This is a genomic window from Halosimplex amylolyticum (assembly GCF_051414035.1).
Lineage (GTDB): Archaea > Halobacteriota > Halobacteria > Halobacteriales > Haloarculaceae > Halosimplex > Halosimplex amylolyticum.
Map to the genome: position 1 here is coordinate 1,233,568 of NZ_JBLKNW010000001.1, position 26,654 is coordinate 1,260,221.

Genomic DNA, 26,654 nt, shown 5'->3' on the forward strand with positions numbered 1-26,654 from the left:
CGGTGGCGTCACACGGAACGGCCATGGCCGACCAGGAGGATCTGACCGTCGACGAGGCGACGGAGGTGTGTCTCGACGTGGTGGAACGGGTGGAGGAGGCCGTCGTCGTCGAGCGGTCGGTGCTGTTCGAGACGCTCGCGGCCGTCATCGCCCGCGGCCACGTCCTCGTCGAGGACGTGCCGGGAACGGGCAAGACGGTGCTGGCGCGCGTCCTCGCCGAATCGCTGGGGCTGGGGTTCACTCGCGTCCAGTTCACGCCGGATCTCCTGCCCGCGGACGTGACCGGCTCGAACGTCTACAACGAGCACGAGCGGGAGTTCGAGTTCGCGCAGGGGCCCGTCTTCACGAACGTCGTCCTCGCCGACGAGATCAACCGCGCGCCGCCGAAGACTCAGGCCGCGCTGCTGGAATCGATGGAGGAGCGCCAGGTGAGCGTCGACGGGACGACCCACGACCTGCCCGAGCCGTTCGTCGTCATCGCGACGCAGAACCCCGTCGAACAGGAGGGGACCTTCCGCCTGCCAGAAGCGCAGCGCGACCGCTTCTCGATCAAGACCGCGATGGGATACCCCGACGTGGGCGGCGAGATGGACCTGCTCGACAAGCGGGCCGAGCGGCGGTCGCTCGCGCCGAGCGTCGACCCCGTCGTGGGTCCCGGGACGGTACTCGCGCTCCAGGACCTGGCCGAGGACGTGCGCGTCGACGACAAGGTCCGCCGGTACATCATCGACATCGCCCGGGAGACCCGCGCCGACGACCGGACCGAGATCGGCGTCTCCCCGCGGGGCGTCCAGCGGGTGTTCGAGGCGGTACGGGCGGGCGCCGTCGTCGCCGGCCGCGAGTACACGACGCCTGACGACGTGAAGCGACTCGCCCGCGCGACGATGGCCCACCGGCTCGTCCTCACGACCGAGGCGACCGTCGAGGGCGTCGACCCCGAGGCGATAATCTCGGACGCGCTGGCCGCGGTGGACGTCCCCGCCGTCTCGCCGGCCGCTCCCGACCCGGGCAACTCGGCGGGCGGGACAGACCGCGCGAACGGCGATCGTACTGACGGCGACGGGAACGGTCCTAACGACACCTCCGGTGACGGCGGCCGCAGCGAGGGGCGAGCGACGCCCGAGCGGTCGGACGGGGGCAGACCCGACGCCAGCGGCGACGACCCCGTCTAACCGACAGCGTTTTTCCCGCGGCCGTCCCGAGAACTGAGCGTGACACTCCGCGGCGTCGTCGTCGACGTGAGCGACCCGAAGACGGTCTCGACCCAGTACGGCGAGAGCGAACTCGTCGAGGTGAGCCTGCGGCCCGACCGGGGGCGGGGCGAACCGACCACGGTGACGCTCTGGGACAAGTGGACCGAGACGGCGACGTACCTCGAACCCGGGATGGAACTGGCCGTCACGAACCCCGAGGAACGGGAGTACCGCGGCGAACAGCAGTTCTCGACGACCGGCGACTCGATGGTCGTCGTCGAGCCCGACTTCCTCGTGGACGTGACCGACGTGCGCTCGTGGGTGCAGTGCCCGCGGATGTACTACCTCAACAAGATCGGCGGGGTGCCAAACGCCTACCCCGTGGTCAAGGGGACCATCGTCCACGAGGTGTTCGGCGACCTGCTCCGCGGGCGGGACCTGGAGGAGTCCATCGACGAGCGCGTCGAGGAGGCCGGTCTCGAACTCGGGATGCTCGGTCGCAGCGCCGAGGAGGTCCGCGAGGAAGTGCGACAGAACGCCTCGGCCATCGAGGGCTGGCTCCAGCAGGGGACCCTGACCGACGAAGACGAGTGGCGCTCCGAGATGACGCTCGTCAGCGAGACCTACGGCCTGAAGGGGCGGGCCGACGCCGTCCGCCGCGGGATGCCGGTCGAACTGAAGACGGGGAAGAACACGAAGCGCGAACCCCGCTTTCACGACAAGGTGCAGGCGACCTGCTACGCGCTCATCCTCGGCGAGCGCCGGGGCGAACCGCCCGATACGGGCACCCTGCTCTACACCAAGAACGCCGCGGTCGAGCGCAACGAGGAGACCGGCGACCTCTCGCCGGCCAAGGAGTTCTCCATCGGCTCGGGCTTCCTGAAGTTCGTGCTGCGGACGCGAAACGCCCTGGCCGCGATGGAGTACGACGCGAGCGTCCCGACCGGCTACGAGGCCGACGCGAAGTGCGAGTACTGCTTCGAGCAAGACACCTGCATGGCCGTCTCCGGCCGGCTGGGCCAGGAGTCCAAGGCCGGGGTCGTCGGGTCGCCCGTCCCGGACGAAGAGCGCGAGTACTTCGATCGAGTGTACCAGTCCATCGAGCGCGAGCGCCGCGCGGTCCACCGCGAGTACGCGAAGCTCTGGGAGCAGACGCCCGAGGAACGGGCCGACGACGACCGCGCGCTCGTGGACCTCGAACCGACAGAACGACGCGAACTCGACGGCGGCAACTGGGAGCTGCGCGCCCGCGGAACCGGCGCGGTCTCGAAGATCCGCGAGGGCGACCTCGTGCTCGCGAGCGACGGCGACCCGATCCGCGGCGAGGCCGAACTCGCGCGCGTCGAGCGGCTTGGCGGTGGCGTCGACGACGAAGGCGGCGACGACAGTGGGGGCGACACCGATCCCCGCCCGGAAATCGTCGTCACCGCGGACGAACCGGTCGAACTGCGGCGCATCGACGTGTACCCCTCGGAGATATCGACCGACCGGATGCTCACGGCGCTGCACGACGCCGTTCTCACGCAGTCGCCCGCGGAGAAGGACGTCCTCTTCGGCCGGCGCGAACCCGAGTTCGAATCCGTCGACGAGACGTACGTCCCGAACAACGACGCCCAGGACGAGGCCGTCCGCCTCGCCGTCGGCTGCGAGGACTGCGCGCTGATCCACGGACCGCCCGGCACCGGGAAGACGTATACGCTGGCACACATCGTGCAAGCGCTGGTCGAGGACGGCGAGCGCGTCCTGCTGTCGGCGTTCACGAACCGCGCCGTCGACAACGCCCTCGAAGCGCTCGTAGACCAGGGGTTCGAGGAGTTCGTCCGCGTGGGTACGGAGAGCGGCGTCCGCGAGGACATGCAGCCCTACCGCCTCGAACGCGCCGGTGACCCCGACGAACGGGTGGCGGAACTGCGGGACGCGCAGGTCGTCGCGGCGACGACGGCGACCTGCGGCTCGCGGATCATGCGCGAGCAGGACTTCGACGCGGCGGTCGTCGACGAGGCGGGACAGCTCACCGAGCCCGGCACGCTCGCGGCGACGAACCTCGCCGAGCGGTTCGTCCTCGTCGGCGACCACCAGCAGCTGCCGCCGGTCGTCCAGGCCGACGAGCCGGACCCCGAGACGACGGTCGACGGTGGCGCGGGCGGCGACGAGACGCCGGCGCCCGGCGCCACGCTCTCGCGGTCGCTCTTCCAGCGGCTCATCGAGCGGTATCCGGACGCCTCGGTCATGCTCGACCGCCAGTACCGCATGGCCCAGCGCATCCAGGCGTTCGCCTCCAGGGAGTTCTACGACGGCCAGCTCAGGCCCGCGACGGGCGAGGTGGCCGGCCAGCACCTCCGCGACCTCCCCGGCGTCGACGTCGATGCGCTCCCCGGGCACCTCCAGGACCAGGTCGCGTTCGTCGACCCCGACGGGCACGCCGAGGGGAACACGAACCCGACCGAGGCGGCGACCGTCGCGGAGACCGTCCGCGACTACCGTGAGGCGGGCGTTCCGGCCGAGGAGATCGGCGTCATCGCACCGTTCCGGGCACAGGTCGCCGAGATCGGCAAGCACGTCCCCGACGGCGTGGCCGTCGACACCGTCGACCGATTCCAGGGGTCGAGCAAGGAGGTCATCGTCATCTCCTTCGTCGCCACCGGAACGCTGGAGAGCCCGATCTTCGAGGACTACCGGCGCGTCAACGTCGCGCTGACGCGGGCGAAGAAGGCCCTGGTGCTCGTCGGCGACGCCGAGGCGCTCGGCACCGACGAGACGTACGGCCGCATGGTCGACTGGGCGCGCTGACTCCAGTCAGTTCTCCGTTCTCGGCGAGCGCACTCGGATTCCGCTGCGAGCAGCCGTCACCGACAGCGTTCCACTTTCACCCCGTGGCTATCACTTTTCACTAGTGAACGGTCGCTCCACTTTCACCGTGTGGCGGAGATTTATGTCTAGCTGCGGACCGTTTCACTTTCACTCCGTGGCGGACGTTTATCACTAGGTTTCGACCGTTTCACTTTCACCCCGTGGCGAGATGTTATCTCCCGGTTTCGTTACCACGTTCACCGTGTGGCGAAGATTTATGACTAGGTTCCGACCGCTCTCGCGGTTCCCGGGAAGGAAGATATAAGCCTCGTCGCCGGTGGGAATACGGTATGTTTCGGCTGGTCGAGGCGAGTCGTGCGATCCGCGAGGCGGTGCCACCCGAACTCGTGCCGGTGTTCTGGGTGGTCACGCTCCTCGGGAGCGCGAAGTTCCTGATGGTCGGGCTGTCGCTGGCGTACTGGAACGACCAGCGGCGACGCCGCGAGTTGCTCGCCGTGATCAGCGTCGCGTTCGTCGCTGTCTCGGTGACGCTCGCGCTGAAGTACTGGTTCGGCCTCCCCAGGCCACCGGCGGGCGTCCAGCACTATCCCGTCGAGCCCAGCCCCGTCGGGTTCCCGAGCGGGCACGCCATCGCGGCCACGACGGTCTACGGCGGTGCATTGATCGCCATGGACGAGTACCGGGACCGGCGGACCGTCCTCGGCGTCGGCGCGCTCGTGGCGCTCATCGGTCTCTCCCGCGTCGTCCTCGGCGTCCACTACCTCGGAGATATCCTCGCGGGGTTCGCCGTCGGGCTGGTGATGCTGGGCGTGCTCGCCGTCGCCATCGACGAGGGGCCCGCTGTCGTGTTCGGACTCGCGGTCGCGCTCTCGATCCCGGCGGTGTTGGTGACGACGGAGACCGGCGACGCCGCGCTGGCCGTGGGCGGAAGCCTCGGCGGCCTCGTCGGCGCGATCTGGCGCTCGCGCGCCGAACGGTTCCGCTCCCGGGCGGAGCGAGCGACTGTCAACGTCGTCGGCGTCGGATTCGTCGGCGGAGCGCTGATCGTCGTCGAAGCCGTCGAGACGCAACTGATCGTCGCGAGCGTCGCGAACGCCGCCCTCGCGTTCGGCATCGTCGCGCTCCCGTCGATCGTCGGCCGGTTCGAGCGGCTGCAGCCCGGGACCGCGGCGGACTGACGGTTTTTCGTCGTCCCGTCCGTCCGACCGGTAGTCTCTCGGACGGCGGGTCCGTAGGTTCTCGCGTGCCTGTCGAACTCCCACTGGGCGAGGGGACGGTGTCCGTCTCGCTCCCGGACTGCGACGTGAGCGTCTGTCGACCGCCCGGCGGCGAACCAGTGGACGTCCGCGATGCGGCGCAAGCGGCCGTCGACGACCCGCACGGTCCGCGGCTCGCACGGCGCGTCGACCCGGACGACACCGTGGGGATCGTCGTGACCGACGTGACCCGCGCGACGCCCGACGACGTCCTGCTCGACGTGCTCCTCGACGAACTCCGGACGGCCGGCGTCGCCCGCGAGCAGGTCACGGTGATCCTCGGTCTCGGCCTCCATCGACCGATGAGCGACGCCGAGATCGAGGACGCCCTCGGCGATCACGCCGACCTCGCGCGGAATCACGACCCCGACGCGACCGTCGAAGCGGGGGCGGTGGAGGGGACGCCGATCGAGATCAACGAGACGCTGGCGATGACCGACACCGTCCTCGCGACGGGGATGGTCGAGCCCCACCAGTACGCCGGCTTCTCCGGCGGCGCGAAGACCGTCGTGGTCGGCGCCGGCGGCGAGTCGCAGATCGGCTACTCCCACGGCCCGGAGCTGCTCGCCCGCGATGGCGTCAGGCTCGGCCGCGTCGACGACAACCCGTTCCGCGAGTTCGTCGACGCGGCCGGTGATCTGGTGGGCGTCGAGTTCTCGCTCAACGTCACCCACGGTCCGAGCGGGATCCTCGGCGCGGCGGCGGGCGACCCGCGCTCGGTCGTGCGGGACCTGGCCGACACGGCTCGCGACGCCCTCGCGACTCCCGTCGAAGGCGGATACGACGCGGTCGTCGCCGGCGTCGGCGCGCCGAAGGACGCGAACCTCTACCAGACGACCCGCGCGGCGACCTACGTGATCCTCGGGGCGCACAATCCCCTTCGTGAGGGGGGTCGCGTCGTCATTCCGGCGGCGCTCCCCGAGGGCGCCGGCGAGGGTACCGGCGAACGCCGGTTCTACGATCGGCTCTCCACCGCCGAGAGCGCGGAGGCGCTCTACGCGGAGATGCGCGAGGGGTACGAGCCCGGCGCCCAGCGAGCGTTCGTCGTCGCCCGCGCGCTACGCGACCACGACATCTACGTCACGAACAGCGACAGCCCCGACGTCGTCGAGGCATGTCTGATGGAGGCCCGCGAGTCGGTGGACGCGGCCGTCGAACCCGGGAGCGACGTGCTCGTCGTCCCCGACGCGCTCGATACGCTGCTGGTCTGAGCGGGGCGGCCCACAGCCGAATTTTGAACGGAGTTCGGACGGACTCTGCACGCGATCCGAACGGAGTTTGCGGGCCCTCCGAGCGGAGTTTGAAAATTCCTTATCCCCGGTCCGGGCGCGGACGCGAACGAATCATGACAGACGAGACGACTCGACGCACGTTCGTGAGAGGCGCGATCGCGACCGTCGCGGCCGGTGCAGTGGCCGGCTGTTCGACCGGAGGCGACGACGGCGGTGACAGCCAGACGACCGAACCAGGCGAGGGCTCGATGGACGACGGTGGGGATTCCATGGACGACGGCGACGACTCGATGGACGACGGATCGATGACTGACGCGATGGACGGCGACGACTCGACGACCGATTCCATGGACGGCGGGTCTATGGACGGCACCGAGAGCGGCATGGACGACGGGATGGACACAGCGACGGAGGGGATGGACGATGGAATGGGAGACACGACCGAGACCGACGATGGCATGGGCGGAATGGAAGAGACGGACACCGGAATGGGCGCCATGAACGAGACGGACAGTGGCATGGACGACGGGATGGGCGGCGACGAGACGATGGGCGAGTCGACCGAGACGGACGACGGGATGTAGGCACTCGTCGCTCGCTGTGGACCAGCAGTAGCGGCCGTCGGAGCCTTCAGTTCGTCCCGAGTTCGCGCTCGGGAGGCCCGTCGTCGTCGATCTCGGCCATGACGCGCTCGTGGAAGCGCTGGAGCACCTCGCTCTCGTCCTCGGCGAGTACCACGTCCGAGGCCATCAGGGTCGCGAGACCGAAGGCCCGCGGCGACGGCGTGTCGACGCGGTGGTGTTCGACCGTGACCCCGCCGTCACGGATCGCGCCGACCACGTCCTCGATGGCGCCGACGTTCAACTTGTCTTCGAGGATCTCACGGTATGTCTCCTCGATGACCGCGAACTCTTCGAGGTCCTCCGCGAACCCGAGCAGCATCTCGGAGTTCATCTGCTGCTCGCTCGCGGACTTCTCGTAGCCCTTGTAGCGCTTGAGGATCATCAGCGCCCGGGTGGCGTTGATCCGGAAGTACCGCTGGAGCAGGTCCGTGCCGTCGAGGCTCGCCCGGAGGTCCGGGCGGACGTCGGACGGGACGAGGTCGGCGAGGACGCCCGTCACGTCGACCTTCCGGTTGAGCGGCATCGAGAGCGTGAAGCCGTTGTCGGCCACGGCCACCTGCACGTTGGCGTCGGCCTCCTGGGCGACCCGGTAGGCCAGCAGCCGGGAGAACCCGTCGTTGAACCGCCGGCCGTAGTTCGAGTGGACGTAGTACCGGCGCTCGTACTCCTCGCGGTCGAGTTCCTCCTCGACGACGAGGCGCTCGTCGGTGCTCACGCTCTCGAACCCCGCGAACTTGACCTGCTCCTCGAACATGCGCGTGACCGCGCGAACGCTGTTCTCGTCGAGCGGATACTCTCGAAGCCAGTGGCGCACCGCGCCGGCGCCGCCGCGGTCGAGCCTGTCGAGGAGGTCCCGCTGGAAGGCGAGGATCTCCCGGCCGAGGTCGTACGAGAGGGGCAGCCGCTCGGAGAACCACGACGGTACCGTCGGTCGGGCGTTCGTCGGGTCCGCGTACACCTTCGACCCGCGCCGGTAGCGGTACTCGAAGCGGTCGCCCCCGAGCACGAACACGTCGCCCGAGTCCAGCGTGTCGAGGTAGGACTCGTCCAGTTGCCCCACCCAGTCGTCGCCCGAGCGGGTGAACACGTCGCAGGTGAACGAGTCGGGGATCGTCCCGATGTTGGTCATGTAGATGACTCGCGCGAGGCGGCCGCGCTTGCCCAGCAGGTGCTCGCCGACGGGGTACTCCTCGTAGTGGTGCTCCCCGTCGGGCGCGTCGTTCGTGTCGCGCCAGACCTTCGCGTAGACGTGCCGGTCCTCCATCCCGTCGTAGTCCGCCGTGAGGTACCGCAGCAGCGACTCCCACTCGGCGTCGCCGTAGTTCCGGTAGGGATAGGCGCGTTCGAGGATACCGCGGATCTCGGCCTCCGGCCGGATCTCGGCGATGGCCATGCCGTAGACGTGCTGGGCGGCCACGTCCTGGGCGTTCTCCGGGACGAACACCCGGTCGACGAACCCCTCGGTCGCCTTCTTCAGCATCACCGCGCACTCGACGAGTTCGTCGCGGTCGAGCGCGACGACCCGTCCCGTCACCGTCTCGCCGAGCTGGTGACCGGCGCGGCCGACCCGCTGGAGCAGCGACGCGACGGACTTCGGCGAGCCGACCTGCACCACGAGGTCGATGTGTGGCATGTCGATACCGAGTTCCAGGCTCGTCGACGTCGTGACCACGTCGAGGTCGCCTGATTTCAGTCGTTCCTCGATCGCCTGGCGGCGGTCCTTCGAGAGGCTGCCGTGGTGGCAGCCGGAGTTTTCCTCGTCGTACTCGTCGTTGCGCTCGCGCAGGTTGTGGAGCACGCGCTCGGCGCCCGACCGGGTGTTCGTGAACACGAGTGTGTTCGTGTGATCCTGGATCAGGTCGTGCAGGTCCCGGTAGAACCGGTCGTTCACGACGTCCGGAGGCGTGTTCACCAGGTCGTCGGTCGGACAGACGAGTTCCATGTCGAACTCGCGGGCGAATCGGGCGTCGACGATCTCGTAGTCGCGCGGTTCGCCCCCGGGCGATTCCTGTCCGACGAGGTACTCGGCCATCGCGTCGAGCGGCTCGACCGTCGCCGAACAGCCGATGCGCGTCGGCGAGTCGTGGGCCAGCGCCTCGAGCCGTTCGAGCGAGACCGAGAGGTGCGTGCCCCGCTTGTTCTCGGCGAGGCTGTGGATCTCGTCGACGACGACGTACTCCACGGTGCGGAGCTTCTCCCGGAACTTCGGCGAGTTGAGGAGGATGGCGAGCGTCTCCGGCGTCGTGTTGAGGATGTGGGGCGTCTCCGAGAGCATCTTCTGCCTGTCGGCGTCACTGGTGTCGCCGTGGCGGATGGCGTGGCGGATCTCGACGTCCTCGCCGCGGTCGTCGAGCTTCTCGGTGATGCCGTCGAGCGGCACCTCCAGGTTCCGGTGGATGTCGTTTGCGAGGGACTTGAGCGGGGAGACGTACAGGCAGTAAACGGAGTTTTCGAGCCCCTCGGCGCGGTCGCGCCGGAACAGCTCGTTGATGATGCTCGTGAAGGAGGCGAGCGTCTTGCCGGACCCGGTCGGCGCCGCGATCAGGGCGTTGTCGCCCTCGTGGATGAGCGGGACGGCCTCCTTCTGCGGCGGCGTGAAGAAGCCGCCGTTCTCGGGGACGTACGCGCCGAATTGCTCGACCCACCACTCGCGGACCGGCGGCTCCAGCAGGTCTAACACGTCGCCGTCGTCGATCTCGACGCCGGCCGGGTCGACACCCACCTCCGCCGCGTCGAGCAACTCGCGTCCTCCCATTCGGGCTTCGTGGCTTCCGTTAGGGCCGAGCCGTCAAGTGGGTTTGGACAGCGGAGTGAAAGTGGTCTTCACCGTTCGAAGGCGTTGTCGGTGGTGATCATGAGGACTGCGAGGACCAGAACTGCGAGGACGGCCAGCGCGGTCCCGGCCGTGCCACCGCCGAACGCGTCGAGACGGAACCCCCAGGCCTCCGGAATGACCACGTACCCGAGCGCGACTGTGGCGAACAGCAGGCCTGCCACCTTCGAGAGCGGGGAGTCGATGCGGAATCCCATGCGATCACGTCGTCGCGTGGGGGACAAATACCTTGTGCGCCGACAGGTTGGGCCGAGGCCGGACTCGACGGGCCGGCGGACAGGCCCAAGGGGATCGCGACCCAACGGTTCACGTGCTCTCGAACGATACGCGGGTCCTCTGTCCGCTCGTGACACCATTCGAGGACGGTGCCGTGGACCACGACGCGCTCGCGGACGTGGTTGAACGTCTGGCGGACCGCGGCGTCGACGGGTTCGTCCCCTGCGGGACCACCGGCGAGTTCGCCAGCCTGACCCAGGACGAACGCACCGCGGTCGTCGAGACCACGGTCGACGCCGCGCCAGACGGCGCACCCGTCGTCGCCGGCGCCGCGGGCACCGCCGTCGAGACGGTCCGCCAGCGGATCTCCGACGTGGCCGCGGCAGGCGCCGACGCGGCGCTGACCGTCTCGCCGTACTACGTCACCCCGTCGGAGCCGTCGAGCAACCAGGCCTTCTTCGAGCGGGTGGTCGACGACAGCCCGATCCCCATCTACCTCTACAACATCCCCTCGGTCGTCGACGACGAGATCGCGCCGGAGACGGTCGAGGCGCTGGCCGAGCGCGAGTCGGTCGTCGGGCTCAAGGACACCAGCGGCGACCTGACCCACGTGACGGACGTACTCGATCGGGTCCCCGACGACTTCGAGGTGCTCCAGGGGTTCGACGGCCAGCTCGTCCCCGGTCTCTACATGGGCATGGACGCGGGCGTCAACGCGACATCGCACGTCGTCCCCGAGGCGGTCACCTCGGCCGTCGAAGCCGTCCGCGCCGACGACCACGGCCGCGCCCGCGACCTCCAGCGCCACGTCGTCGACCCGCTGTTTCGCTGCGGGTCCGCGTACGGCTTCTCCGGCGCGACGAAGGTCATGCTCGCCCACGAGGGCGTGATCGACGACCCCGAAGTGCGCCCGCCGCTCGAACTCCCCGACCCCGACGAGCGCGAGGAGATCCAGTCGACGGTCGACCGCGTCGCCGACCGCGCGACGGAGTGAGTCAGGACGTCGGCAGCCGTCCCGCTCCGGTGCCAGCCGAGGAAGGTCTATTCCCCCGGAGGACGAACGTCGCGGTATGCGCGTCACCTTCCTGGGCACGGGCAGCGCGATGCCGACCGGCGAGCGGTTCCAGACCGGGCTCTTGCTTGAGTCCGCGGACGGCGACCTGCTCGTCGACTGCGGCAGCGGCGTCCTCCACGGCCTCCAGCGGACGAGCGTCGGCTACGAGGGCATCGACGCGGTGTTACTGACCCACCACCACCTCGACCACGTCTCGGACCTGCTTCCCCTGCTGAAGGCCCGCTGGCTGGCCGGCGCGACCGAGTTCACCATCGCCGGTCCCCCCGGGACCGAACAACTGGTTACCGATCTACTGGAGGTCCACGACTACATGCAGGACCGCATGGACCTGCGGTTCCGGGAGGTCGAACCGGGGTCGTTCTCGCTCGCCGGGTTCGACGTGTCCGCACTGGAAGTCCATCACTCGATGTACTGTCTCGCCTATCGATTCGAGGCGGCCAGTGCCGCCGAGGCATCCGGTTCGACGGACGCTCCCGATCCGACCGACGGCGAGGCGCCCGCCTTCGTCTTCAGCGGCGACACCGAGGCGTTCACCGAACTGATCGAGTTCGCCGACGGCGCGGCCGTCCTGGCGCACGACTGCTCGTTCCCCGACGCCGTCGACGTGGACAACCACCCGACGCCCGACGAACTCGGACGGGCGCTCGCAGCCGCCGACGCCACCGTGGGGCGCGTCTACCTGACGCACCTCTACCCGCACACCGACGGCGAACACGAGGGGATGCTGGCGTCGATCGCCGAGCGGTACGACGGCGACGTCCGATTCGCGTCCGACGGGCTCTCGCTCGACATCGAGTGAGCCGTCAGGCCGTCGAGAGCGTACTCGCTCGTTCTTTCGACAGCCGCGAGCCGACGAGAACTGACGCCGCTTCGGCGCCGCCGGGAACTGGCCGGCAGTGGTGTCACCCGTTTAATCAAACGTCTAGCGAACTCGAAATTGTTGCGAATTTAACCCGTTCGGAAACGAAGGCGACGTATGCAGCACACGGGTGACATGTATTCGTTCGACGCCGGAGCACAGGTGGGAGACGTCGTCCAGCGACGACCACTGTCGGTCGGTTCCGCCGCGGAACGCCACAGGTGTCGGGGGCGAACGCCCGCGAGAGCGAGCGCTCGGTCCCGGCAGTATCGTCGTTCTGGGATACGAAGCGCTGTCCCCGCGACGGAACCGAGCGAGTGGACGAGGTGGAGACCGCGCTCACGCTGTCCCGGGGACGGGAGCGTCGCGCGTCTCGGGGTGGGCCATGAGTTACGACGATGTGTTTGAAGCGCTCGCGGACGAGCAACGCCGCCAGTTACTGCTCGGTCTCGCCCACCGCGAGCTCTTCCTCGTCGCCCCGCTGTCGGGCGTCTCACGGGAGTTAGCCGACGCGGACGAGACGCTCCTCCGCGAGCACCTCCGCAGTTCGCGGGAGCTGCCGTCAGCGGACGAGGCGCTCGTGCGCATGCACTGCGTTCACCTGCCGAAACTGGCCACGTACGGGTTCGTCGAGTGGGAGCGAACGGACAACCTCGTCGCGAAGGGCGAACGGTTCGACGAGCTGGTTCCGATCCTCGAACTGCTGGACGAACAGCGGACGGAGCGCCCCGCGAGTGACTCCGTCGCTTCGCTGAGATAGGCCGGCCTCCGAGGCGAGAGACTGGTCGCGGGCCGCCAGTTTCGCCGAGCGCCACCCCCTCGTCCTCCGAACGTCCCCGGGAACGCCACTTCCGACTATTCACCCTCGTTGTCGTGTCCCCCCCGCCAACGCCAAGCGTTTATACGCCCCTGACTTCTGCTGGCCCCATGGGAACTTCAGGCTCGTCTTCGGACGTCACTCCGGAGGACGTTCTGGTCGTTTTTTCGGAACTGGACGAGCCCTCCACGCCACTGACCGTCGGTGACGTCACCGAGAGACTCGACTGTCGGGAGGACGTCGCGCGCCGCGCCCTCGAAGAACTCGCCGACCGCGGCGAAGTTCGGGTGAAGCGGGTGAACGGGTCGGGCCGGGTCTGGTGGCGGCCTGGCGCGGACGACGGAGCCGTCCAGGAGACGGCGTCGACGGAGTTCAGCGCGTTCGTCAGCGCGGTCAAGGACTACGCGATCTTCATGCTCGACACTGACGGGACGGTCGCGAACTGGAACGACGGCGCCGAGCGGATCAAGGGGTACCACGAATCAGACATCGTCGGCGAGCACTTCTCGACCTTCTACACCGAGGCGGACGTCGACGACGGCGTCCCCGAACAGAACCTCGACGCCGCCACGCGGAACGGCCGCGTCGAGGACGAGGGCTGGCGGGTCCGGAAGGACGGGTCTCGCTTCTGGGCGAACGTCGTGATCACCGCCGTGCGCGACGACGACGGCGAACTGCAGGGGTTCACGAAGGTCACCCGGGACATGACCGAACGGCGGGAGTACGAACAGGAACTGCGCGAGAAACGCGACCTCGTCGAGCAGATCCTCGACACCGTTCCGGTCGGTATCGGCGTGCTGGACGCCGAGGGGACGTTCGTTCGGGCGAACCAGCGCTTGCTGGAGCGTCGCGAGATCGACCGACCCGCCCTCGCTGATTCCGAACGCCCGTCCCCGGGGGCGAGCGACGCCGACGGCGACTTGCTCGCGGCGGAGGAGTGGCCGTTAGCCCGGGTCGTCGAGAGCGGGGAACCGGTACACGACTTCGAGTACCGGATCGAATCCCAGGACGGGGACCATCGGTGGCTTTCGATCAACGCCGCGCCGCTCGACGGCGAGGCGGAGGACGGTTCGCGGATCGTCGTCGCCGTCGACGACATCACCGACCGGAAGGGACGCGAACAGCAGCTCGAACGACGCAAGACGGAGCTCGAGACGGAACTGAGCGAGATTCTCGGCCGGATCTCCGACGCGTTCTACGCGCTCGACGACGAGTGGCGACTCACGCACCTCAACGAACGGGCCGCGGACATCATGCAACGGCCGCGGGACGAGTTGCTCGGCCAGGTGATCTGGGACGTGGTCCCCGACCAGTCCGGGATCTACCGGGAGCACTTCGAGCGGGCGATGGCCTCCCAGGAGCCCGCGACGTTCGAGGTCTACGCCGAGGGTCACGACGCGTGGCTGGAGTTCAACGTCTACCCGTCCGAGTCTGGTCTCTCGATCTACTTCAGGGACGTCACCGAGCGGAAACAGCGCGAGCGCGAGCTGGCGAAGTACGAGACGATCGTCGAGACCGTCGAGGACGGCATCTACGTGAAAGACGAGGACGGTCGATTTACGATGGTCAACGAGGCCTACGCGGAACTGACGGGCTACGACCGCGAGGAACTCGTCGGCGCGAACGCGTCGCTCGTCGTCGACGAGGCAACCATCCAGGAGGCGAAAAAGCGAAAGAAGGCGCTGAGCGACGACGACACCGACCCGACGATGGAAGCGATGATCGAGCGGGCGGACGGCGACCGCGTGCCGACGGAGGGGACGTTCGCGACGATAGAGACCGGGGACGGCGAGACGGAGCAGGTGGGCGTCGTCCGGGACATCTCCGACCGGAAGGAGTACGAACGGAAGATCGAGGAGAGCGAGCGGCGCTACCGGACGCTCGCCGAGAACTTCCCCAACGGCATCGTCGCGCTGTTCGACGAGGACCTCCGGTACGTGGCCGCCGGGGGCGAACTCGTCGGCGAACTCGGCATCGAACGCGAGGACGTCGTCGGCGAGACGATCCACGACCGGTACCCGGACGACCTCCTCGCGGAGGTCGAACCGTACTTCGAGGCGGCGCTCGACGGCGAGGCGAACTCGTTCGAGGTGACGGCCTACGACCGACACCTGCGGGCGCACACGCTGCCGATCAAATCTACCGGAGGGGACCGGAGGGGGATGCTCGTCGTCCAGGACATCACCGAGCGAAAGGAGTACGAGCGGCAACTCGAAGCGTCGAACGAACGCCTCCAGCAGTTCGCCTACGCCGCCTCGCACGACCTGCAGGAACCGCTCCGGATGGTGTCGAGCTACCTGCAACTGGTCGAGGACCGCTACGGCGACGAACTCGACGCCGACGGGCGGGAGTTCATCGACTTCGCCGTCGACGGCGCCGAGCGGATGCGCGCGATGATCGAGGGGCTGCTCGAGTACTCGCGCGTCGAGACGCGGGGCGACCCGTTCGAGCCGGTCGACCTCGACGCCGTCCTGGCCGACGTGCGCGAGGACCTCCAGTTGCAGATCCGGGAGAGCGACGCCGAGATCTCGGTCGAGTCGCTGCCCGTGGTCCACGGGGACGCGGATCAGCTTCGACAGGTCTTCCAGAACCTGCTGGACAACGCGATCGAGTACAGCGGCGACGAGCCGCCGCGGATCGAGATCGACGCTGAACGTGACGGCGACCAGTGGGTGCTCTCGGTCAGCGACGAGGGGATCGGCGTCGACCCCGAGGACGAGGATCGCATCTTCGAGGTGTTCCAGCGCCTCCACAGCCACGAAGACCACTCGGGGACGGGCATCGGGCTGGCGCTGTGCCGCCGCATCGTCGACCGACACGGCGGGGAGATCTGGGTGGAGTCGGATACCGGCGCGGGCGCGACGTTCCTGTTCACGCTCCCCGCCGACGAGGCCGGGGACGAGTGACCGTCGCGGACGGCCGAGCCCGCCGCTCGACTCCCGGGACCCGATCACTTACCCGTGTGGGAGCCTGCCAACGTAGATAGATGCCGTCGACAGAACCCGAGCGCTCGCAGTCGACCGGTGACGAGCGCCCGCCGGACGTCCACTGCGAGGCGTGTCAGTCGGCGCTCCGATCCGGGAGCGAACAGACGGTCTCGTTCCTCCTCCTCGATCAGCTCACGATCCCGGTGCTCGCCTGCGACGACCACCTCCGGGAATTCACTTCGGTCTGCGGACTGACAACCGAGGGCTCGGCCGACCTCCTCGAACACCGACCGGCCGGCGGGATCTGCTGTCCCGGCTGTCGCAACGCCCGGTACGACCCGTCCCATCCCTTGATCCCCGTCCAGGAGGGAGCGGTCGTCGTCACCGCCTGTCCGACCCACCAGTCGGCGATCGTCGAACGCTTCCGCACGGGCCTGCGGACTCACGAGCAGTTGACGGCCAGTCTCGGGACGCCCCCGTCCGCGCTCCGGTGAGACGGAGGCCGAGAGCGACACGGTCGATCCGTCGCTGAATATCTCGGTCACGACCGACCGCACTGCCACTGCGTAGGTCCAGGCGCTCCTCCCGCTGACGGGCGACGTGACCGCTCCGTCCAGGCGCTCCTCCCGCTGGCGGGCGACGTGACCGCTCAGTCCTCGCGAGGCCGCATCCGGGCGGAGAAGTCCCACGTGTACGCGCGGTCGACGTCGATTCCGATGCGAACCTCGTCGCGCTCGGGCGACAACAGCGAGTCCACCAGCCCGCTGTCCCGGTCGCCCAGGTACCGATCGACGAGCGCGCGCAGGACCTCCTTGTCCTCGTCGGGCGCTATCGACGCCGAGCCGGCGCCGCGGACGCCGCGGTAGGGTGGATCGTTGGTCGATATTTCGAAGGCGACCTCCGGGTCCTTCCGGAGGTAGCGGACGACCTCGGCGCCCGCGCCGGTTGCACACTCCAGGCGGCCGTCGCGGTAGCGGTACCACAGCGAGAGCATCCAGAGCCCGCCGTCGGGCCTGTGCATCGCGAGTCTGACCGGAACGGTCTGCTCGTCGAGGAACTGTTCGGTCCGCTCGCGGGTCCAGTCGCCAGTGACGCGCTTCATGGGGCAGTCTCGTTCGAAGTGTCGGCCGCCGCGGACATAAACGTCGGTTGCGACTGGATGGGCCCGACCGAGCCGCGGTGTCAGACGCGTTCCAGCGCGATCTGGAACTCCGCGCCGCCGGCGTCGCTGGGGGTCGCGCCACCCGGGTTCGTGCTCCCGGCCACGCGGAGGTCGCCGTCGATTTCGCCCTCGCCACCGCGGACCTCGATCACGGTCACGTCGGTCAGGTCGAACAGGATGGTTATCGCTTCCATCGTCAGCGAGACCACCTCGTCGACCGTCTCGCACTGGTTGAGGGCGTGTCCGTACTTGGTGAGATCGGCCACTTGCCGGGCGAAGTCCTGTCGTTGTTCGAATCCCATCAGCTCCCCCGAATGGGTATTGATGCGGATTCTGATACCGGCCTGAAAGTCGTTTCGGCGGTGAGATCCCGGGGGTGGGACAGTCGAGTGGGCGTGCTTCCGGTCGATCAGTCGATGCGATAGCGCAACAGCGCGGCGATCCCACCGAGGTTCCGGAGCTGCTGGCCGGGGTCGAACTCGCCGGAGAAGACGACCACCTCGCCGCCTTTCTGTTCGGCCGTCTCGATGACGTCGTCGACGTCGATCGCCCACTCGCCCTCGTCGCCGCGTTCGGCGCGGAGCCGCTCGTCGAGGATCAGGAGCGTCTCGATGGCGCCGAACTCGGCGGCTTCCGCGACTCGCTCCGGGCCGTAGGCGACTTCGGTCCCTTTCGCGATGCGCTCGGTCAGCTCGTCGACGAGGTCGGCCTCCTTGGAGATCCGCGTCTGGGTCTGCACCTCGTCGACGGCGCCGCGCTTGAGCACCTCGTGGACGCCGCGGTCGCCGACGCCGGCCGTGTCGACGGTCGTGATCAGACTCGCCAGGTCGGGGTCGTTCTCCTCGACGTAGTCGAGCGCCTGCTGTTTCGTGAACCCCGGGCCCGCGAGGATGACCGCGTCGACGTCCATCCGACCGAGCACCTCCATGAGTTCCTCGTAGAGGTCCTCGCGCGAACTCCCGCCTCCACTCGACCCCATCGAGCCGGTGAGCGTGGACTGGCCCTTGCCGCTCGACCCCGTGAGGCTCGCCCGCTCCTCCGTCCCGTACTGGGCGACGGTGTGGACGTACGCCTGGCCTTCCTCGACGGTGGCGATGGCCACGTCGGGGTTCTCGGTGGCCTCGACGGCTTCGGCGAGGCGCTCGTTCTGGTCGGGCTTCCAGACCTTCTCGACCTCGATCTCGGTGAGCGGTTCGACGTTGAGCGTGTGGTGGAAGTCGAGCTGGTCCTCACGGGAGCAGTCGACGATGACGCCGCCGACGCGCAGGCGGTTGGCGAACTTCGCGAACTCCACGTCGTCGACCTCGATCTCGATCCACATGGGCTCGCGCTCGCCGCCGGTGTCGCGCATGTCGTCGTCGTTGCGCTGGATCCGCCGCGTGGTGTCGCCGGCCACCAGGTCCCCCGGCTCGACGACGTAGGTGAGATGCCACAGATCGTCCAGACTCTCGGGGACGAGCGTCACGCGCTCGCGCCCCTCGGTCGTCGGGTGGCGATCGTTGATCTGCATACTCGGATCTCTCCGTCCGGCGGCAAGTGTGCTGTTATTCCGCCGCGGTCGCGAGGGCCGGGGCGAGATGCCCCGGTCGGTCCCCGGTGGACGACAGATCGTGGGCCGCCCAGCTGTCGCGTGCAGGGCGAAGCCTTGATGTAACTGTATATTACATTTACTTTCGTTATGGAGCCGGGTGCACTCAGGCAGTTCGGGCGCGACAACGAATCGGGCGCAAACGGGACGAACGAGCGGTCCCTTCGGGGCCAACGACTGGGTGGTTCGCCGTGGCGGTCGGCGCGGGAACGGGGTGATCGGCTGTGAGCGACGACGGAGGTGCCGGACCGCTCCTGGGGCTGGTACGGACGCTCACTCCAAACTTCGTCAGGCGACGCTACGCCCTCAAGTTCCTGATCGTGCTGTCGGTGATGGGGCTCGCGATCGGATCGGTGGGCGTCTTCGCGACCGCACAGATCACGGACGAGACCCGCGATCGGGTCGAGAGCGAGTACAGCGGTATCGCGAGCCAGGAGGCCACGATCATCGAGCAGTGGGTCGAACGGAACCGCCAGGGAGTCCGGCTCGCGTCGAACAACGACGTCTGGACGTCTGACGACGCCTCGGCCATGGAACGGGCCGCGCGGAACCTGAAGAGCGACTCGACGGACATCTCGGGGCTCCACCTGGTGAACGCCTCCAGCGAACACCTCGACATCGTCGCGAGCACCCGGTTCGACACGAGCGCGACGTTCGAGGGGACGAGCCGCGAGTGGCTCGCCGAGATGTCCTTCAGCAGCATCGGCCAGGTCAAGAGTTCGACCGTGTACGACACCGGGGACGAAGCCGTCGTCGGCTTCGTGAGCCCGGTCGGTGACGGGGACCGGTACCTCGTCCTGGAGTCGTCGGTGACCGCGCTCGCGAACCGGTTCCAGGGCGCCGAGCGCGCCGACGGCGGGTTCACCCAGGTCGTCGACGGCGACGGGAACGTCCTGATCGACGAGCGCACGGAGGTGTCCGGCGCGGAGCCCGCGGCGCTCTTTTCGACCTACGGCGACCAGCGCGCCCAGCAGCCGATCAGGGACGCGCTCGACCTCTCGGCCGGATCCAGCGGGGTCAGCGCCGAGATGCCGGCTCACTCGGGCGTCCTCGACGAGGAGTACGCCGTCGGGTACGCGCCGGTCCCGATCACTAACGGTCCCGACGAATGGGTCGTGCTCGTGCACGCGCCGACCGGCGAAGTGTTCGGGTTCGTCCAGACCGTCTCCGACCTGGGTCTCGTCGCGACCGGCCTCGCGGTCCTGTTGATGGGCGCCATCGGCGCCGCGCTCGGCTACAACACGTCGACCACCATCGACCGACTCACGGGCAAGGCCGAACAGATGGAGCAGGGCAACCTCGACGTCGAGATCGAGACCGGGCGGGTCGACAACATCGGCCGACTGTACGGCGCCTTCGGGTCGATGCGCGACGCCTTGCGCGAGCAGATCCGCGAGGCCGAACAGGCCCGCAAGGAAGCGGAGGTCTCGCGGGCCGAGGCGATGGAGATGAGCAACTACCTCCAGGAGAGAGCCGAGGAGTACTCCGCGATCATGCAAGCGGGCGCGCGCGGTGACCTCACCCAGCGGATGGAGACGGAAGGCGAGAACGAGGCGATGGACCAGATCGCCGACGACTTCAACGAGATGATCACCGAACTGGAGATGACGACCGGCCAGCTCAAGAGCTTCGCCGTCCAGGTGGAGGAAGGCGGCCAGTCCGTCCAGCAGAGCGCGGAGACGGTCCGCGACGCCAGCGAACAGGTCGCCGAGTCGATCCAGAAGATCTCCGACGACGCGTACGACCAGAAGGAGCGACTCCAGCGCATCTCGGAGGACATCGACGCGGTGGCCGACGCCATCGAATCGTCCGAGGCCGACGGCGAGGCCGTCGACTTCGGCGAGTCGCTCCGCATGGTCAGGGAAGTCGCGGATCTGGTCGACACCGCGGTGGACCTCGGCGAGGAGATGATGGCCGAGAGCGAGAACGTCGCCGGCGCGGCCGAAGAGCAGGCGGCCGAACTCACCGAGGTGTCCTCGCGCGCCGAGGAACTGGTCCGCTACGCGCAGTACCTCGGCGACGGCCTGAACAACTTCGAAACCGAGGAAGAACACGAGTTCGTCTTCCAGACCGGCGCGGGCGGCCCCGAAGACGGTCCCGAGCCGAGCGGGGACTGAGGACGGAGCCCCCGGTCGGTCACGCGCTGTCGATGAACCGTCGATTCGTGGAGCGGGGCCCTCCGCCCGGTTCGTCCCGGCCGAAGTGATTGCCCGGGGGACTCGTCGTCGCTACTGTGTCGACTGTGTCGACTGTCGCGCCCCTGTTTCCGGGAGCTTCATACCGTCGCGACTCGGCCGTTCGAGTATGACCGAGATCATCGACGGCAACGCCGTGGCCGAGGACGTGCGGAGCGAGGTCAGCGACGCGGTGGACGAACTCGCCGACGAGGGCGTCACGCCGACGCTCGCGACGGTGCTGATGAGCGAGGATCCCGCCAGCGAGACGTACGTCTCGATGAAGCAGAACGACTGCGAGGAGGTCGGCATCGACACCGTGGACGTCGAACTCGACTCCGACGCGCCCGCAGAGGAGCTGTACGACACCATCGACGAACTGAACGCCGACGACGACGTGAACGGCATCCTCGTGCAGATGCCGGTGCCGGACCACGTCGACGACCGGCGCGTCCTGCGCAGCATCGACCCCGAGAAGGACGTCGACGGGCTCCACCCGGAGAACATCGGTCGGCTCGTCGCCGGCGACGCGCGCTACAAGCCCTGCACGCCCCACGGCATCCAGCGCCTGCTCGCCGCCGCGGACGTCGAGACCGAGGGGAAAGACGCGGTCGTCGTGGGCCGTTCGCGGCTGGTGGGCAAGCCGATGGCGAACCTGTTCATCCAGTACGGCGAGGGCGGGAACGCCACGACGACGGTCTGTCACTCGCGAACGCGGAACCTCGGCGAGAAGACGCGGAACGCGGACATCCTCGTCGCCGCCGCGGGCGTGCCGGAGATGATCGACGGCTCGATGGTCGGCGAGGGGAGCGTCGTCGTCGACGTCGGCATCAACCAGGTCGACGCCGACAACGAGAAGGGCTACGAGCTGGTCGGCGACGTCGAGTTCGAGAGCGCGAAGGAGAAAGCGGCTGCCATCACGCCCGTCCCCGGCGGCGTCGGGCCGATGACGCGCGCCATGCTGCTGTACAACACCGTCAACGCGGCCGCCCTGCAGTCCGGCGTCGAGAGCACGCTGTAGCGCGCGACGGGGATCGGTCGCTCACTTCTCAGAGGTCGACCTCGAACTCGTCGAGCCGGCGCTGTGCTTCGGCGAGCGCGGTCTCGTCGTCGTCGATCAGGGCGCGACCGATCGCGCGGGCGACGTAGACGAGTTCGCCGGCGGTCCGCGGGGACACGTCGCCGTCGAGCGCCTCGACGCGTTTCTGCTGGTCGCGCAGGGTCGCGAGGAGCGCCCGGACGGTCTCGTCGGGGTGTTCGTCCAGGTAGCGGCGCACGTCCGAGCGGTAGGCGTCGACGGTCCGGGCGTACGCGAGGCCGCGGACGGTGCGCAGCGATACGGGCACGTCGTCGGCCGGCGGTCGTTCGCCGCGGTCCGCGCCGCGCAGCAGTTCCAGGAAGTAGTACTCCTCGTCGTCGCTGACGCGCATGACGTGGGTGAGTTCCTCGGCGGCCATCCGGAGTTCGGCGGCGGCGAGGTACGTGTCGTCCAGCGGCTGGAGGTCGCCTCCGCGGATGAAACCGCGCTTGCGGACGTACTCCCGGCAGGTCTCGGCAGTGGTCTCGGCGACGTCCGCCAGCGACTGTTCGTCCACGAGGTTCCTGATCGCGCTCAACTCCAGGGCCGCGGGACTGGCGGTGTGTTCGGTGGGGTCGTCGAGACCGACGCTGCGGAGGCTCCCGCACTCCGGACAGACCACGCTCCCCGTCTCGTAGTACGACCACCGGGTCCCGCAGGACTGGCACTCGCGCTCGCCGCGGATCTTCATACGCGTTCGTACCGGCCGGGCGACTAAAATCCGCCCGGTCGTTCCCGAGCGGTGACCGCCGCGTCGGTCGGGTTGCCGTTCGGAGCCGGCGACCCACCGACGGATCGACGGGCGGCGCCGGTGGCCGGTGCCGGTACTTTTATGTGATTGCCGGCCAGAACATCAAATGACGCTTCGCTTGGAGGGCCGAAGCGTCAGCGGGGACCAATTCAGGGCGGCAAGCGTTCGCGTGGGTTTTTCACCCACGCGTTCGCTTTCCATTCCTTTCCGGAACTACGAACGAACAGCGGTGGTGCCGTCACCCATTTGCAGAGTAACCCCACGTTACTGTGATCGTCTCTGCGAGCGGTAGGCACGCGGTGAGAACGCTCACGGATGGACGGACCTCGTCCAGTGGTACTGTCGCCGCAGGGCGGACGGGGGCGTGCTATCTCGTCGACGCGTGGAAGTGCGCGGACGCTACTGGATCGAGAGGGAGTCGTCGGTGGCGTCCTCGTCCCACTCGAGTTCGAGTTCGAGGCCCAGCTCGCCGGGACCGCCCGTCGGCCCCTCGCGTTCGACTTTCACTTCGAACTCGACGTCGCGGGGGACGTCGACGGTGACCGAATCGGAACCGGTCTCGAGCGTCAGCGAGTCGCCGGCGTCCAGTCGGTCGGCGACGGTTCTGAGGTACGACGCCACGTCGGTCCGGGTCAGGTTCCGCTCGTCCTCGAAGATGACTTCTTCGGGCATAGGGACACTACGCTCGCCGAGGGGATAAGTGTCATCGAACGCCGACGCGGACCGTTGCGGAATCGGGCCCGCCAGAACGTTTCGAAGTCGATACCTGAAACCGAGCGAATACGAGCGTTACTCCGATATCATCAACCGATTTACCTATCCAATGGGGAGTAACAGCGGACTAATCCCGACGTTCGGAGATGTATCCGGATCATCAGTCGACATATTTATGCATATCCGACAGTAACGTTCACACGGACATTACCGATGTACGACCTGACAGGATTCCAGCGAGACCTGCTGTACGTCATCGCTGGGAAAGAGGAGCCACACGGGCTCGCGATCAAGGAGGAACTCGAGGAGTACTACGAGAAGGAGATCCACCACGGCCGTCTCTATCCGAATCTGGACACGCTCGTCGACAAGGGGCTCGTCGAGAAGGGCCAGCGCGACCGGCGGACGAATTTCTACAGTCTGACTCGCCGCGGCCGCCGCGAGATCGAAGCGCGCCGCGACTGGGAAGCGCAGTACGTCGACCTCTGACCGGGCCGCACGCTCGACGATCTCGAGCCCGTTCGCGGACACGCGCTCACGGGTCGACCGCACGGGGGAGCGGTCTGCCGGTCAGTCCGTCCGCGAACCGCCCGTGGGCTCCCCGTCGTCGCTTTCACCTGTTCCTCCGCCGTCTCGGTCGTGAGTCGTTCCGTCCGGAGCCGAATCGGCCGAACGATCGCTGTCCGGGACGGAATCGCGGTCCCCGTCCGAAGGCCGATCTGCGACCGGATCGCCTTCCGCGGCAGCGGCCGACGCCGCGGTCTCTTCGTCGACGCCGTCGGGGGGCGTCTCGGCTGCGCTCCGATCCGCCGTCGATGGGGCTGGTTGCGCCCCGTCGTCGTCGTTCATCCCGAACAGTTCCGGGACGACGACTTTGGCGAAGTGCGTGACGAAGACGAGGACCATCGGGCCGAGGAACAGCCCGTACCAGCCGAACAGGAGCGACCCGAGGATGTACGCGAACATGACGCTGCCCGTGTGGAGGGTCCCGCCGGTGACGTACGGGCGGACGAGCAGGTCCGGGATGACGTCGACGATGACGAACGAGATGGCCGCGAAGGCGACGACGAAGCCCCAGCCCGACCCCTCGGAGAAGGCCGTGGCCGCGAGGTAGCCGGTCATCGGGACGTAGACGAGTTTCATCCCGACGACCGGGATCAGGCTCGCGATGCCGGTGAGTAGACCGACGAGCGCGGCGTAGGGGATGGCGACTTCGGGCGGTGCGAAGATGTTCAAAATGCTGTACGTGATGGCGCCGACCGTCGCCGTGACGATGGCGTTGAGGATGTTGCCGGCGAAGATCAGTTCCAGGCTGTCGTCGACCTCGCGGGCGAACTCCTCGAACACGGTCGGGCCGTCCCCGTCGAAGTTGGCCACCCAGTCGGCCAGTTTGTGGTCGTCGCGGAGCAGGTAGAACGCGACCGCGAACATGATGAACAGGTGGAGCAGCCCGGTCGCGAGTAATCCCAGGTAGCTGGTGCCCCGGTTCAGCGCCGTCTGGATCAGGTCCATCCCACCCGCGCCCTCGAAGACGTCGCGCGGGTTCTCGACGGCCTCTGTCACGTTGACGTACGGGCCGGCGATCTCGATGTAGCGGTCCAGGTCGGTGGTGCCGGCGAACTCCTGGAGCTCCTGTGCGCCGATAGCCGTCGCGTAGAGCAAGAGCAACACGGCGGGAAGCGCGAGCGCGATCAGCGCCAGGGCCGCCGAGACCGACCGCTGGCCGACGCGGTCGCGGATGTGCCCGTTGACCCGTCGGGTCGAGTAGTAGATGAACAGCGCGAACACGAAGGTACCGACGAACGAGTAGAACACCCACAGGACCACGATCCCGAGGACCGCACCGAGCGTGACCCAGCCGATCCGCCCCCAGTTCGGATTGAACTCGAACTCGACCATCGTCAGCGCTATCACCCGGGTGATCCATAAATGCCGGTAGCGACGGCACCTGCGACCGGCCTGTCCGGGGGCGAACTGGGGGTCTCGATCGGGGTTATCGGCCCGATATTTATTAGCGTCAGCCGTCTACCTGGGGGAGTGTACGGAGTCGCGCAGTTCGCGTCGATCCCGCTGGATACCGAGGTGCTCCAGATAACGCTCGCCGGCGTCCTGGGGCTGTTCCTGGGACTGGAGCGCGAGTGGTCACACAAGTCGGCCGGCGTGCGAACGTTCTCGCTCATCGGCATCCTCGGCGCGGCGTTCACCGTGCTGGGGTCGGTCCCGCTGGTGGTCGTCGGCGGCGTCCTCGTCATCGTCCAGGGGACGCTCCTGGCGGTCCGCGGCCTCATCGACGGCGAGGAGGAGGGCCTCTCGCTGACGACGTCGATGTCGATGCTCGTCGCCTACGGCGTCGGCACGCTCGTCGCCTCCGGCTTCACCCTCGAAGCGGTGACCGTCACCGTCTTCTCGGCGCTGTTGCTCGTGCTCAAGCGGGAGCTCCACTCGTTCGCCTGGGGGATGACCCGGACGGAGCTGCGATCGGCTGCGGAGTTCGCGATCCTCGCGTTCGTCATCTACCCGCTGTTGCCCGCCCGGAGCTACGACGTGGGGGCCGGGAACCTGATCGTGGAGGTCGAACCGCGCGTCATCTGGCTGATGGTCGTCACCGTCGCCGCGATCGGTATCGTCAACTACGCCATCGTCCAGACCTACGGCAGCCGCGGCATCGCCGTGACGGGATTCTTCGGCGGGCTGGCGTCCTCGACGGCGGTGGTCGGCGCGATGCTCGACCACGTCGAGCAGCGGCCGGCGGTCAGCTCCTACGCGGTCGCGGCCATCCTGCTCGCCGACGCGGCGATGGCCGCCCGCAACCTCACTATCGCCCTGCTGTTCACCTTCGAGACGGGGCTGCTCCTCGGGGCGATCGTCCCGCTCGGCGGCGTCGTCCTCGGGAGTTTCGCCATCGCCGCCGTCACCGCCGACTGGTCCGAGAACCTCGAGATGGACCTGGAGAGCCCGTTCTCGCTACGCAAGGTCCTCGGGTTCGGTGGCCTGTTCCTGCTCGTCGTCGTCGCGGGCGGCCTCGCGGCCGCGCAGTTCGGTCGCCTCGGGTTCTACGTCACGGCGGCGCTCACCGGACTGGTCTCCAGCGCCGGCGCGACCACCTCGGCGGTGATCCTCTATCGCGGCGGCGGCCTCTCCGCGGACGCCGCCGTCTTCGCCATCCTGCTCGCCACCGCATCCAGCATCCTCGTCAAGGCCGGTCTGACGTTCGCAGGCCCCAGCCGCGAGTTCGCCGTCAAGACGGCGACGACCAGCACGGTCCTCCTCGTCGCCGCCAGCGTCGTGACCGCCGTCGCGACGATGTGAACCTGGCCGCGCGTCGACGAACCGGACCCACGCTCG

At 68.3% G+C, this 26,654-nt stretch carries 21 protein-coding genes and 1 pseudogene; 14 read left to right on the top strand and 8 right to left on the bottom strand.

Annotated features, from left to right (window positions below):
- Positions 1 to 23 precede the first annotated feature (23 nt).
- From ACMGFE_RS05915 to ACMGFE_RS05935, 5 genes are all read left to right on the top strand, one after another.
- The gene (locus ACMGFE_RS05915) at positions 24 to 1,172 is read left to right on the top strand and encodes an AAA family ATPase (RefSeq protein ID WP_436924150.1); all 1,149 of its coding nucleotides are present in this window, start codon (positions 24 to 26) and stop codon (positions 1,170 to 1,172) included.
- 39 nt (positions 1,173 to 1,211) lie between these two features.
- Positions 1,212 to 3,983 carry an AAA domain-containing protein gene (locus ACMGFE_RS05920; RefSeq protein ID WP_436924151.1) on the top strand — a complete coding sequence of 924 codons (2,772 nt, stop codon included), beginning with the start codon at positions 1,212 to 1,214 and terminating at the stop codon, positions 3,981 to 3,983.
- A 350-nt stretch (positions 3,984 to 4,333) separates the two neighbouring features.
- Positions 4,334 to 5,182: a phosphatase PAP2 family protein gene (locus ACMGFE_RS05925; RefSeq protein ID WP_436924152.1), complete on the top strand. Its 849-nt coding sequence runs from the start codon at positions 4,334 to 4,336 to the stop codon at positions 5,180 to 5,182.
- A 65-nt stretch (positions 5,183 to 5,247) separates the two neighbouring features.
- A complete protein-coding gene (locus tag ACMGFE_RS05930; protein WP_436924153.1) occupies positions 5,248 to 6,471 on the top strand; it encodes a lactate racemase domain-containing protein in 1,224 nt (407 codons plus the stop codon).
- Positions 6,472 to 6,605: 134 nt separating this feature from the next.
- Positions 6,606 to 7,076 (top strand): hypothetical protein, encoded by a 471-nt coding sequence (locus ACMGFE_RS05935; protein WP_436924154.1) that lies wholly within the window; start codon positions 6,606 to 6,608, stop codon positions 7,074 to 7,076.
- A gap of 46 nt (positions 7,077 to 7,122) precedes the next feature.
- Here ACMGFE_RS05935 and ACMGFE_RS05940 read toward each other — a convergent pair whose 3' ends face one another.
- Positions 7,123 to 9,870, bottom strand: coding sequence for an ATP-dependent helicase (locus ACMGFE_RS05940; RefSeq protein WP_436924155.1), 2,748 nt, complete (start codon positions 9,868 to 9,870; stop codon positions 7,123 to 7,125).
- Between the two features lie 68 nt (positions 9,871 to 9,938).
- Complete coding sequence (locus ACMGFE_RS05945) at positions 9,939 to 10,145, bottom strand: hypothetical protein (RefSeq protein WP_436924156.1); 207 nt, start codon at positions 10,143 to 10,145, stop codon at positions 9,939 to 9,941.
- 113 nt (positions 10,146 to 10,258) lie between these two features.
- Between ACMGFE_RS05945 and ACMGFE_RS05950 the strand changes: the two genes are divergently transcribed.
- The 5 genes from ACMGFE_RS05950 (at position 10,259) to ACMGFE_RS05970 (ending at position 16,336) form a co-directional block, all read left to right on the top strand.
- A complete protein-coding gene (locus tag ACMGFE_RS05950) occupies positions 10,259 to 11,158 on the top strand; it encodes a dihydrodipicolinate synthase family protein (RefSeq protein WP_436924157.1) in 900 nt (299 codons plus the stop codon).
- 76 nt (positions 11,159 to 11,234) lie between these two features.
- Positions 11,235 to 12,038: an MBL fold metallo-hydrolase gene (locus ACMGFE_RS05955; RefSeq protein WP_436924158.1), complete on the top strand. Its 804-nt coding sequence runs from the start codon at positions 11,235 to 11,237 to the stop codon at positions 12,036 to 12,038.
- 445 nt (positions 12,039 to 12,483) lie between these two features.
- Complete coding sequence (locus ACMGFE_RS05960) at positions 12,484 to 12,858, top strand: DUF7344 domain-containing protein (protein ID WP_436924159.1); 375 nt, start codon at positions 12,484 to 12,486, stop codon at positions 12,856 to 12,858.
- Between the two features lie 167 nt (positions 12,859 to 13,025).
- On the top strand, positions 13,026 to 15,821 hold the full coding sequence (locus ACMGFE_RS05965; protein WP_436924160.1) for a PAS domain-containing sensor histidine kinase: 2,796 nt from the start codon (positions 13,026 to 13,028) through the stop codon (positions 15,819 to 15,821).
- 80 nt (positions 15,822 to 15,901) lie between these two features.
- Positions 15,902 to 16,336, top strand: a complete 435-nt coding sequence (locus tag ACMGFE_RS05970; RefSeq protein WP_436924161.1) for a hypothetical protein — start codon at positions 15,902 to 15,904, stop codon at positions 16,334 to 16,336.
- A gap of 155 nt (positions 16,337 to 16,491) precedes the next feature.
- Here ACMGFE_RS05970 and ACMGFE_RS05975 read toward each other — a convergent pair whose 3' ends face one another.
- From ACMGFE_RS05975 to ACMGFE_RS05985, 3 genes and pseudogenes are all read right to left on the bottom strand, one after another.
- Positions 16,492 to 16,944: a pyridoxamine 5'-phosphate oxidase family protein gene (locus tag ACMGFE_RS05975; protein ID WP_436924162.1), complete on the bottom strand. Its 453-nt coding sequence runs from the start codon at positions 16,942 to 16,944 to the stop codon at positions 16,492 to 16,494.
- Positions 16,945 to 17,066: 122 nt separating this feature from the next.
- Positions 17,067 to 17,306: pseudogene (locus tag ACMGFE_RS05980) on the bottom strand (sensor histidine kinase); the annotation flags it as partial.
- Between the two features lie 107 nt (positions 17,307 to 17,413).
- Positions 17,414 to 18,514 (bottom strand): mRNA surveillance protein pelota, encoded by a 1,101-nt coding sequence (locus tag ACMGFE_RS05985; RefSeq protein ID WP_436924163.1) that lies wholly within the window; start codon positions 18,512 to 18,514, stop codon positions 17,414 to 17,416.
- Between the two features lie 302 nt (positions 18,515 to 18,816).
- Between ACMGFE_RS05985 and ACMGFE_RS05990 the strand changes: the two genes are divergently transcribed.
- Together ACMGFE_RS05990 and ACMGFE_RS05995 are read left to right on the top strand one after the other, a co-directional pair.
- Positions 18,817 to 20,709: a HAMP domain-containing protein gene (locus ACMGFE_RS05990; protein ID WP_436924164.1), complete on the top strand. Its 1,893-nt coding sequence runs from the start codon at positions 18,817 to 18,819 to the stop codon at positions 20,707 to 20,709.
- Between the two features lie 187 nt (positions 20,710 to 20,896).
- On the top strand, positions 20,897 to 21,787 hold the full coding sequence (locus ACMGFE_RS05995; RefSeq protein ID WP_436924165.1) for a bifunctional methylenetetrahydrofolate dehydrogenase/methenyltetrahydrofolate cyclohydrolase: 891 nt from the start codon (positions 20,897 to 20,899) through the stop codon (positions 21,785 to 21,787).
- A gap of 28 nt (positions 21,788 to 21,815) precedes the next feature.
- Here the strand turns inward: ACMGFE_RS05995 and ACMGFE_RS06000 are convergent, their stop codons facing one another.
- Both ACMGFE_RS06000 and ACMGFE_RS06005 read right to left on the bottom strand, forming a co-directional pair.
- On the bottom strand, positions 21,816 to 22,535 hold the full coding sequence (locus ACMGFE_RS06000) for a DUF7117 family protein (RefSeq protein ID WP_436924166.1): 720 nt from the start codon (positions 22,533 to 22,535) through the stop codon (positions 21,816 to 21,818).
- 459 nt (positions 22,536 to 22,994) lie between these two features.
- Positions 22,995 to 23,267, bottom strand: a complete 273-nt coding sequence (locus ACMGFE_RS06005; protein WP_436924167.1) for an amphi-Trp domain-containing protein — start codon at positions 23,265 to 23,267, stop codon at positions 22,995 to 22,997.
- A 255-nt stretch (positions 23,268 to 23,522) separates the two neighbouring features.
- Between ACMGFE_RS06005 and ACMGFE_RS06010 the strand changes: the two genes are divergently transcribed.
- Positions 23,523 to 23,798: a PadR family transcriptional regulator gene (locus ACMGFE_RS06010; protein WP_436924168.1), complete on the top strand. Its 276-nt coding sequence runs from the start codon at positions 23,523 to 23,525 to the stop codon at positions 23,796 to 23,798.
- Positions 23,799 to 23,879: 81 nt separating this feature from the next.
- Here the strand turns inward: ACMGFE_RS06010 and ACMGFE_RS06015 are convergent, their stop codons facing one another.
- Positions 23,880 to 25,208 (bottom strand): AI-2E family transporter, encoded by a 1,329-nt coding sequence (locus ACMGFE_RS06015; protein ID WP_436924169.1) that lies wholly within the window; start codon positions 25,206 to 25,208, stop codon positions 23,880 to 23,882.
- Positions 25,209 to 25,346: 138 nt separating this feature from the next.
- Between ACMGFE_RS06015 and ACMGFE_RS06020 the strand changes: the two genes are divergently transcribed.
- Positions 25,347 to 26,618 (top strand): MgtC/SapB family protein, encoded by a 1,272-nt coding sequence (locus ACMGFE_RS06020; RefSeq protein ID WP_436924170.1) that lies wholly within the window; start codon positions 25,347 to 25,349, stop codon positions 26,616 to 26,618.
- Positions 26,619 to 26,654 lie beyond the last annotated feature (36 nt).

Excerpts from the sequence above, each read along its gene's own strand:
- ACMGFE_RS05970 (WP_436924161.1), top strand. The coding sequence starts at position 15,902 with ATGCCGTCGACAGAACCCGAGCGCTCGCAGTCGACCGGTGACGAGCGC.
- ACMGFE_RS05985 (WP_436924163.1), bottom strand. The coding sequence starts at position 18,514 with ATGCAGATCAACGATCGCCACCCGACGACCGAGGGGCGCGAGCGCGTG.
- ACMGFE_RS05965 (WP_436924160.1), top strand. The coding sequence starts at position 13,026 with ATGGGAACTTCAGGCTCGTCTTCGGACGTCACTCCGGAGGACGTTCTG.
- ACMGFE_RS06015 (WP_436924169.1), bottom strand. The coding sequence starts at position 25,208 with ATGGTCGAGTTCGAGTTCAATCCGAACTGGGGGCGGATCGGCTGGGTC.
- ACMGFE_RS05995 (WP_436924165.1), top strand. The coding sequence starts at position 20,897 with ATGACCGAGATCATCGACGGCAACGCCGTGGCCGAGGACGTGCGGAGC.
- ACMGFE_RS05935 (WP_436924154.1), top strand. The coding sequence starts at position 6,606 with ATGACAGACGAGACGACTCGACGCACGTTCGTGAGAGGCGCGATCGCG.
- ACMGFE_RS06000 (WP_436924166.1), bottom strand. The coding sequence starts at position 22,535 with ATGAAGATCCGCGGCGAGCGCGAGTGCCAGTCCTGCGGGACCCGGTGG.
- ACMGFE_RS05955 (WP_436924158.1), top strand. The coding sequence starts at position 11,235 with ATGCGCGTCACCTTCCTGGGCACGGGCAGCGCGATGCCGACCGGCGAG.
- ACMGFE_RS05945 (WP_436924156.1), bottom strand. The coding sequence starts at position 10,145 with ATGGGATTCCGCATCGACTCCCCGCTCTCGAAGGTGGCAGGCCTGCTG.
- ACMGFE_RS05940 (WP_436924155.1), bottom strand. The coding sequence starts at position 9,870 with ATGGGAGGACGCGAGTTGCTCGACGCGGCGGAGGTGGGTGTCGACCCG.
- ACMGFE_RS05915 (WP_436924150.1), top strand. The coding sequence starts at position 24 with ATGGCCGACCAGGAGGATCTGACCGTCGACGAGGCGACGGAGGTGTGT.
- ACMGFE_RS05925 (WP_436924152.1), top strand. The coding sequence starts at position 4,334 with ATGTTTCGGCTGGTCGAGGCGAGTCGTGCGATCCGCGAGGCGGTGCCA.
- ACMGFE_RS06010 (WP_436924168.1), top strand. The coding sequence starts at position 23,523 with ATGTACGACCTGACAGGATTCCAGCGAGACCTGCTGTACGTCATCGCT.
- ACMGFE_RS05960 (WP_436924159.1), top strand. The coding sequence starts at position 12,484 with ATGAGTTACGACGATGTGTTTGAAGCGCTCGCGGACGAGCAACGCCGC.
- ACMGFE_RS05975 (WP_436924162.1), bottom strand. The coding sequence starts at position 16,944 with ATGAAGCGCGTCACTGGCGACTGGACCCGCGAGCGGACCGAACAGTTC.
- ACMGFE_RS06005 (WP_436924167.1), bottom strand. The coding sequence starts at position 23,267 with ATGCCCGAAGAAGTCATCTTCGAGGACGAGCGGAACCTGACCCGGACC.